This is a genomic window from Arthrobacter sp. 10N44_2 (assembly GCF_056394385.1).
Genome location: NZ_JBFTHT010000045.1, coordinates 1 through 475, shown reverse-complemented (window position 1 = coordinate 475; position 475 = coordinate 1). Strand labels below are relative to the sequence as shown.

Here is a 475-nt window from a genome sequence, read left to right as displayed (position 1 = left end):
TGAGAGGCCCCCAGCCAGACCACTGGGTTGATAGGCCGGATGTGGAAGCGAGGACTAACGACTCGTGAAGCTGACCGGTACTAATAGGCCGATAACTTACACCACACACTCTTCCCGTGAACGGATTCAAAAGACGTTCACACCATGGGGAGGGTACAAAGAAACAAGACTGCTTGCGTCCACTATGTGGTTCCCAAMCAACAAACCCGTCACCGACGGCACGTTGCGACAGGAACAAAACCACAACAAAATAACAACACCACAGCTGCATTCGCTGCAGCGGCCATGTTGTAACCACAGWTTTCCCCACCCCCGCCCAGCGGGCACGGTGGCGGAGCAAGGGTTACGGCGGTCATAGCGTGGGGGAAACGCCCGGTCCCATCCCGAACCCGGAAGCTAAGACCCACAGCGCCGATGGTACTGCACCCGGGAGGGTGTGGGAGAGTAGGTCACCGCCGGAACACCATTAACGGTC

General features: G+C 57.7%; 1 rRNA gene. It reads left to right on the top strand.

What is annotated here, in order from left to right:
* Nucleotides 1–344 precede the first annotated feature (344 nt).
* Nucleotides 345–461: ribosomal RNA gene (gene rrf, locus AC1DBX_RS20665) — 5S ribosomal RNA — on the top strand.
* Nucleotides 462–475: the final 14 nt, after the last annotated feature.